Raw genomic sequence first — 6179 nt, forward strand, 5'->3', positions numbered from 1 at the left:
TCCTCAAACGCCGGACGGGCTGAAGTGGGTCACCCAGTCATGCCGTTGATCCTCTCGATCGCCTGGCGCGCCTGGTCCCCGGGCGAGTGGCCCGGGCCCGGAAGGGACGACACGGGGGCCGGGCCCACGCCCTGTGGCGGCCGATCCTGCGGCGTCGGTTTCGCGTGTGCCGCGGGCGGGCGGGTGCGCAGGCGGTGGCTCGCGGCCTCGTCGAGGGTGACCGGGCGCTGCAGGCGGGCGGCGAGCCGGCCTGCCTCCTGGCCGAGCGCGGCGACGTCCTCCCACTGCAGGCGCAGGACCAGACGGACTTCCGCGTCTCCGTCCGGCAGCGCCTGCAGCGGCAGACTGCCGGGATCGTTGCTGCTGGGGGTGGTCATGGGCCGTCCTCACGTCGTGGAACCCCTCGGGGCCTCGGTCCCCGGGCCGGGGCGGACGCAGAGTGATACGGGCACGCGTCCCGTCCCGTTCACACGCGTCCCAGCCTGTTCAGCCGAGCGCCCGGATTCACGCGGCCTCTGCCGGGCAGGGATCGGATGTGGTGATCCCCGTCCACGACGTGAATCCGGCGCGGCGCACCCCCTGGGTGACGTACGCGCTGATCGTCGCGAATGTCGTCGTCTTCCTGCGTACTCCGGGAATGGCCGGGTCCCTGACGGGCGGCAGCAGTCTTGCGCAGCTGTGCGAGCTGCGGGCGTTCATGGAGCACTGGGCGGCCGTGCCGGAGGAGCTGATCCACTTCCGGATGCCACGTGCGGTGCCCACAGGTGAAGTCGGCGTGGGGCCGTCCGGGCCCGGCTGTGTGGTGGGCCCGCCCGGCTACGACAAGTCTCCGCCGCTGTCCGTCCTCACCTCGATGTTCCTGCACGGCAGCTGGCTGCACCTGCTCGGCAACATGCTGTTCCTGTGGGTCTTCGGCAACAACGTCGAGGACCGCCTCGGGCATGTGCGGTACGTGCTGTTCTACGTCGCGTGCGGGTACGCCGCCGGCTACGGCTACGCGCTGGTCAACGCCGATTCCGGCGCCCTCCTGATGGGCGCGTCAGGAGCGGTCGCCGGGGTCCTGGGCGCCTATCTGGTGCTGTATCCGAGGGCGAGGGTGTGGGTGCTGGTGCCGTTCCTGCTGTTCCTGCCGCTGCGGCTGGCCGCCTGGATCGTGCTGGGCCTGTGGTTCGTGCTGCAGGCGGTGTACTCGTACGGAGCGGCGGTCACCCAGGCGGGCACCGTGGCCTATGTGGCGCATGTGGTCGGCTTCCTGGCGGGGATGGTCCTCGCCTGGCCGCTGCGCCGGGGCACTTCACCGCCGCCTGAGCCGAGCCGCATGCTGTGGGGCAGGCAGGCTCGGCACAACTGGTGACGGCCCGGCCGACGGACACACCGAGGTCGGCCGACGGGACGCGGTGACGGCAGGCGTCAGCGCGCCGTCTGCGTGTGCACGTAGTCCACGAGGCGGGTCAGCGCGTCCGGGTCCGTCGTCGGCAGGACGCCGTGTCCGAGGTTGAACACATGGCCCTCGAGGCCGGCCGCCGCGTCCAGTACCTCGCGCGTCTTCTCCTCCACGGCCTCGGTCGACGCGAAGAGGACCGCCGGGTCCAGGTTGCCCTGGAGCGCCTTGCCGGGGCCGACCCGGCGGGCGGCCTCGTCGAGCGGGACGCGCCAGTCGACGCCGACGACGTCCGCACCGGCCTCGCCCATCAGCCCGAGCAGTTCGCCGGTGCCGACGCCGAAGTGGATGCGCGGCACCCCGTATCCGGCCACCGCGTCGAAGACCTTCCGCGAGGCGGGGAGCACCGAGCGCCGGTAGTCGGCGGGCGCGAGGGCGCCCACCCACGAGTCGAAGAGCTGCACGGCCGAGGCGCCCGCCTCGATCTGCACCTTCAGGAACGCCGCGGTGATCTCCGGGAGCCGGTCGAGCAGGTCGGCCCACAGCTGCGGGTCGCCGTACATGAGCGCCTTGGTGTGCTCGTGGTTGCGCGACGGGCCGCCCTCGACGAGGTAGCTCGCGAGGGTGAACGGTGCGCCCGCGAAACCGATGAGCGGGATCGCGCCGAGCTCGGCGGTGAGCAGGCCGATCGCCTCGGTGACGTAGGAGACGTCCTCGGGCGTGAGGTCCCGCAGCTGCGCGAGGTCCGCGCGCGTACGGATCGGGTTCTCGACGACCGGGCCGACGCCGGGCTTGATGTCGAGGTCGATGCCGATGGCCTTGAGCGGTACGACGATGTCGCTGAAGTAGATAGCGGCGTCCACGCCGTGACGGCGTACCGGCTGCAGTGTGATCTCGGTGACCAGCTCGGGCCGCATGCACGACTCGAGCATGGGGATGCCCTCGCGGACCTTCTTGTACTCGGGCAGGGAGCGCCCGGCCTGCCGCATGAACCACACCGGCGTGTGCGGCACGGGCTCGCGCCTGCACGCCTTCAGGAAGGCTGATTCCCGGACTCCCTGCGCGTCCTCGACGTCGCGGTTGACGTCGGCGCCCGGCGCGGTCGGCTGCTGGCCCGTGGGGTTCTCGTTGGCACTCACGTCGGAAAGTCTCGCATGCAGCGGACAGCGCCTGTGCCCGGGGACCGCGGGCGTAAGGGCACCGGCAGGCGTTCACCCGTATGGGGACTGGCGCGCGGAGTATTCCTGGGGGCGTGAACCGGACAGCGGTCGCGCTGCCGGGTGTCTCTCCCTGCGCGGAGGCTCCGTTCCCCTTAATCTTCCCGGCATGGCTGCGGCTCAGGGACGACTGTCGGACGACGCTGACGGTATGGACGGTTCGGAGGGCAACGCGGCGGACTCGGCGACGCTGCCCTTCCGCGCGGCTGTCGACGCGCTGCGGGGTGCGCGACTGCGCCCGGAGATCGAGATCTCCCCGGCGCGCCCGCCCCAGCGCCTGGCCCCCTTCGCCCATGCGCTGGAGGCCGCGGTCGTCGACGGCGAGGACGATCTCGCCGACGGGCGGCTCGTCCTGCTGCACGACCCGGCGGGGCACGACGCGTGGCAGGGTTCGTTCCGGCTGGTCACGCTCGTACGGGCGGAGCTGGAGCCGGAAATAGCGGCTGATCCGCTGCTGCCCGAGGTCTGCTGGTCGTGGCTGACGGGCGCGCTGTCGGCGCGCGGGCTGTGGTTCGGGGAGCCGAGCGGCACCGTCACGCGCGCGGGGTCGCACTACTTCGGCGCGCTCGCCGAGCGTCCGCCGGCGTCGCAGATCGAGATCCGTGCCTCCTGGACGCCGCGTGAGGGCCTCGGCGGGGTGCCGGACACGGCTGCGCATCTCGCCGCCTGGTGCGACCTGCTATGCCAGGTCGCCGGGCTGCCGCCGGCCGGTCCCGGCGATGCGTCGGTGGTCTCGCTGCCGCAGCGGCGGGGCCCGCAGACACGCTGAGACGGGTATCGAGGCACGGAGACGTCGGCCACCGCCGCACGCCGGGCGAGCAGCAACCCGCCGGAGAGCAGCAACCCCGAGAGGCCCCACGCCGCCACGCCCCTCGCGACAGGGGGTGCATTTTCAGACGCGTACGAACGCGTACGGACATGCCATGCGAACGCGTGCGGACATGCGGCGGCCCGATGCGGCCGCGCCGCGATGGATTGCGATGGATTGCGACCTGCTTGGGTTCGATTCGACCTCTCACATGATCGCTCGCATGTCTGAATTGCACGAATTGTTACTCACCAAATCGTGATCTTTCTCTAAAGGAGGACGGGTTTGGTGCCGAAGAGGTCTGTGACCTTGAAAGCACGGTTCGTCCCGGCTTCATCCCCGAGCCGGTTCCGTCCCGCACCCCCAGGAGGCCTGGTGTCCGTTCTCCTCGAGCAGCCCGCAAGCCTGGTCGCCTACCGCCCGAACAAGCCGACCGCCATGGTGGTCGTGGCCGACCCGCGCGTCCGCTCCACCGTCACCCGTCATCTGTGGGCGCTCGGAGTGCGCGACGTCATCGAGGCGTCGTCCATCGCGGAGGCCCGCCCCCGGATCGGCAACCCGCGCGACATCTGCGTCGCCGACGTCCACCTTCCCGACGGCAGCGGGCTCACCCTGCTGTCCGAGACCCGAGCCGCCGGCTGGCCCAACGGGCTGGCCCTCTCCGCCGCCGACGACATCGGTGCCGTACGCAACGCCCTCGCGGGCGGCGTCAAGGGCTACGTCGTCACCGGCACCCGTACGAACGTGGGGCTCCCCACCCGACCCGGCGCCGCCCCCATCGGCGCGGGCGCCGCCCGTATGCACCGCCGCCCCCCGGGCGCCCCGAGCCACCCGGGCGGCTACCGCGAGCTGTCAGGACGCGAGGTCGAGGTGTTGCGGCTGGTGGCGGAAGGACAGTCCAACAAGGCCATCGGCGTCTCGATGGGCCTGTCCGCGCTGACCGTCAAGAGCCACCTCGCCCGCATCGCCCGCAAGCTCGGCACCGGCGACCGGGCCGGCATGGTCGCCGTGGCCCTGCGCACCGGAATCATCCACTGACCGAAATCACCCATTGACCGGGACCATTCACCGCCCTGACTGGTTTACGTCCCTCCCGCGCCCGCCGACGGAACGTTCCGACGACGGGCGCTGTGCATGCACAGATACCCTTGACAGGTGACCGACGCCCAAGAGACCGCAGCAGCCAGTTCACTGCGAACCACCGGGGGCGCCCCTCCGGACCACGGCGTCGCAGGACTCGTAGTCGACGGGACGCCGATCCCTTTGCTCGAGCCGCGTGACGGCATCCCCCCGGTGGTCGCCGACGAAGCAACCCTCGCCGAGGTGATCGCCGCCTTCGCCGACGGCACCGGACCCGTCGCCGTAGACGCCGAGCGGGCCTCCGGCTACCGCTACGGACAGCGGGCCTACCTCGTGCAGCTGCGCCGCGAAGGCGCCGGCACCGCGCTCATCGACCCCATCGCCTGCCCGGACCTCTCGGGCCTCGGCGCGGCGCTCTCCGACACGGAGTGGGTGCTGCACGCCGCCACACAGGATCTGCCGTGCCTGCGCGAAATAGGCACGGTCCCCACGCGTCTCTTCGACACGGAGCTGGCCGGCCGCCTCGCGGGCTTCCCGCGGGTCGGTCTCGGCGCGATGGTCGAGGGCGTCCTGGGCTACGTACTGGAGAAGGGGCACTCCGCCGTCGACTGGTCGACGCGGCCGCTGCCCGATCCATGGCTGCGCTACGCCGCGCTCGACGTCGAGCTGCTGGTGGACCTGCGCGACGCGCTCGAGAAGGAGCTCGACCGGCAGGGCAAGCTCGAGTGGGCCCACCAGGAGTTCGAGGCGATCGTGTCGGCGCCGCCCGCGGCGCCGCGCAAGGACCCGTGGCGCCGCACCTCGGGCATGCACAAGGTGCGCCGCCGCCGGCAGATGGCGGTCGTACGGGAGCTGTGGAACGCCCGGGACCGCATCGCGCAGCGGCGCGACGTGTCGCCCGGAAAGGTCCTGAGCGACACGGCGATCGTCGAGGCGGCGCTCGCCATGCCCCCGAACGTCCACGCCCTGGCGGGACTGAACGGCTTCGGGCACCGGATGGGGAAGCGCCAGCTGGAGCAGTGGCAGGCGGCGGTGGACCGCGCCAGGGCACTGCCCGACTCGTCCCTGCCGCAGCCGGGCCAGCCCGTCACCGGGCCGCCCCCGCCTCGCGCCTGGGCCGACAAGGACCCGGCCGCCGCCGCGCGCCTGTCCGCGGCGCGCGCCGCGGTGTCGGCACTCGCCGAGCAGCTGAACATGCCGCAGGAGAACCTGATCGCTCCGGACACGGTCCGGCGGGTCTGCTGGGAGCCGCCGGTCTCGCCGTCCGCGGCCTCGGTCGCCGAGGCCCTCGCGGGATACGGCGCCCGGCCGTGGCAGATCGAACAGGTCACCCCGGTCCTGGTGGCGGCCCTCAAGGCCACGGCGGGCTGACAGTCCGCTTCGGGGTTCCCCCCTCGCGGACCCCGACGTTCCGACGCACCGTACGTCGTGGGTTGTGCCCACCCGTTCCTCCCCCAGAGCCTTAAGGGCCTGGGGGCACCCCCAGCGGAACGATTGCCCACAACGGTGGCGGCGGCGCTGCCCACCCGGCCCCGCCGCAACGGCGGAACCGGCCACCGGCCGATTGCCGCGTACATACCGAAGGGGACGTGGCGGGATGTGCGCCCGCAGCGGCTGGCGCGACGTTCGGGCTCGCCCAACGACGTACGGCCAGGCGCCAGACCGAGGACGTACATCCCGGTGCGGCCCCGTT

Annotated in this window: 6 protein-coding genes; 4 read left to right on the forward strand and 2 right to left on the reverse strand. The window is 72.2% G+C overall.

Features of this window, described 5'->3' with window-relative positions; translation table 11 throughout:
* Positions 1-29: 29 nt before the first annotated feature.
* Positions 30-377: a hypothetical protein gene (locus STSP_RS30800; RefSeq protein WP_067284303.1), complete on the reverse strand. Its 348-nt coding sequence runs from the start codon at positions 375-377 to the stop codon at positions 30-32.
* A gap of 158 nt (positions 378-535) precedes the next feature.
* On the opposite strand from STSP_RS30800, the gene STSP_RS30805 reads away from it, so the two are divergent.
* Entirely contained in the window at positions 536-1354 is an 819-nt protein-coding gene (locus STSP_RS30805) for a rhomboid family intramembrane serine protease (RefSeq protein ID WP_067284304.1), read from the forward strand.
* 56 nt (positions 1355-1410) lie between these two features.
* On the opposite strand, the gene hemE is transcribed toward STSP_RS30805, so the two are convergent.
* A complete protein-coding gene (hemE, locus tag STSP_RS30810) occupies positions 1411-2520 on the reverse strand; it encodes a uroporphyrinogen decarboxylase (RefSeq protein WP_067284305.1) in 1110 nt (369 codons plus the stop codon).
* A gap of 187 nt (positions 2521-2707) precedes the next feature.
* Between hemE and STSP_RS30815 the strand changes: the two genes are divergently transcribed.
* The 3 genes from STSP_RS30815 (at position 2708) to STSP_RS30825 (ending at position 5857) form a co-directional block, all read left to right on the forward strand.
* Complete coding sequence (locus STSP_RS30815; protein WP_067284306.1) at positions 2708-3367, forward strand: DUF3000 domain-containing protein; 660 nt, start codon at positions 2708-2710, stop codon at positions 3365-3367.
* Between the two features lie 414 nt (positions 3368-3781).
* The gene (locus STSP_RS30820) at positions 3782-4444 is read left to right on the forward strand and encodes a response regulator transcription factor (protein ID WP_067284307.1); all 663 of its coding nucleotides are present in this window, start codon (positions 3782-3784) and stop codon (positions 4442-4444) included.
* A gap of 117 nt (positions 4445-4561) precedes the next feature.
* Positions 4562-5857 carry a ribonuclease D gene (locus STSP_RS30825; protein ID WP_078067638.1) on the forward strand — a complete coding sequence of 432 codons (1296 nt, stop codon included), beginning with the start codon at positions 4562-4564 and terminating at the stop codon, positions 5855-5857.
* Positions 5858-6179 lie beyond the last annotated feature (322 nt).

This window comes from Streptomyces jeddahensis, from assembly GCF_001642995.1.
GTDB lineage: Bacteria > Actinomycetota > Actinomycetes > Streptomycetales > Streptomycetaceae > Streptomyces > Streptomyces jeddahensis.